Origin of the sequence: Streptomyces sp. WAC06614 (genome assembly GCF_003949795.1) — a bacterium.
Classification (GTDB): Bacteria; Actinomycetota; Actinomycetes; order Streptomycetales; family Streptomycetaceae; genus Streptomyces.
In genome coordinates, this window is the sequence record NZ_RPRY01000671.1 from 1 (window position 1) to 1335 (window position 1335).

Sequence of the window (1335 nt, forward strand, 5' to 3'; positions counted from 1 at the left end):
GTCCCTCCTGCTCGGCCACCCCCTCCAGCCCGACCCCAAGAGCCGGGAAGGACTGACCGAGGCCGAGGTCCGCCGCTACTCTCCCGAGCTCCACGGCTCCTTCCCCCTGCACTGGACCGCCGTCGACCGCTCGGTCCTCGCCACCGACTCCGCCTGGACCGAACGCGGCCGCCCGGTCACCGCCGACGAACTCCTCCTCCGGCTCGCCCCCGGACTCCGCCTGCCGGCCGGCACGGCACCCCTGCCCCTGCACCCCTGGCAGGCACGCGAACTCTTCCGCCGCCCGGCCGTCGCCGCCCTCCTCGACTGCGGGCTGCTGCACGACCTCGGCCCGTACGGCGACCCCTGGTTCCCGACCTCCTCCGTGCGCACCGTCCAGCGGCCCGGCAGCCCCGCCATGCTCAAGCTGTCCCTGGCCGTGCGGATCACCAACTCGCGCCGCGAGAACCTCCGCAAGGAGCTCCACCGCGGGGTCGAGGTGCACCGCCTGCTGCGCACCGGCCTCGCCGACCAGTGGCAGGTCCACCACCCCCGCTTCGACATCGTCCGCGACCCCGCCTGGGTCGCCGTCGACTCCCCGGCCGGCACCCCCGTCCCCGGGCTCGACGCCGTCCTGCGCCACCACCCGTTCCGCCCCGGCGACGACGCCGTCTGCGTGGCCGCGCTCACCTCGCCGCGCCCCTGGCCCGGCCACGGCACCATGCGCTCGCGGCTCGCCGACACCGTCCTGCGGCTCTCCGCCGGCACCGGACGGCCCACCTCCGCCGTCGCCGCCGAGTGGTTCCTGCGCTACCTCGACCAGGTCGTCCTGCCCGTGCTCACCTTCGACCACCTCGCCGGCATCGCCCTCGAAGCGCACCAGCAGAACACCTTGGTCCTCCTCGACGCCGCCGGCTGGCCCGTCGGCGGCCGCTACCGCGACAACCAGGGCTACTACTTCCGCGAGTCCCGCCGCGCCGAACTGGAGCAGCGGCTGCCCGGCATCGGCGCCGCCAGCGACACCTTCGTGGCCGACGCCGTCACCGACGAACGCTTCGCCTACTACCTCGGCATCAACAACGTCCTCGGCCTCGTCGGCGCCTTCGGCTCGCAGCAGCTCGCCGACGAACAGGTCCTGCTCGCCGCCTTCCGCCGGTTCCTCGGCAAGGCCGCCCACCTGGGCCCGCTGCCCGCCCGGCTGCTCGACTCCCCGACCCTGCGCTGCAAGGCCAACCTGCTCACCCGCCTGGGCGGGCTGGACGAGCTGGTCGGGCCCGTCGACACCCAGTCCGTCTACGTGACCATCGCCAACCCCCTGCACGCCTGACGCGGAGCCCCCATGCATCCCCCCACCGC

The 1335-nt window shown here is 74.6% G+C and carries 1 protein-coding gene; it reads left to right on the forward strand.

What is annotated here, in order from left to right:
• Nucleotides 1-1306: IucA/IucC family siderophore biosynthesis protein (locus tag EF918_RS35785; RefSeq protein ID WP_125652985.1), on the forward strand; the 1306-nt coding region annotated here is incomplete at its 5' end.
• Nucleotides 1307-1335: the final 29 nt, after the last annotated feature.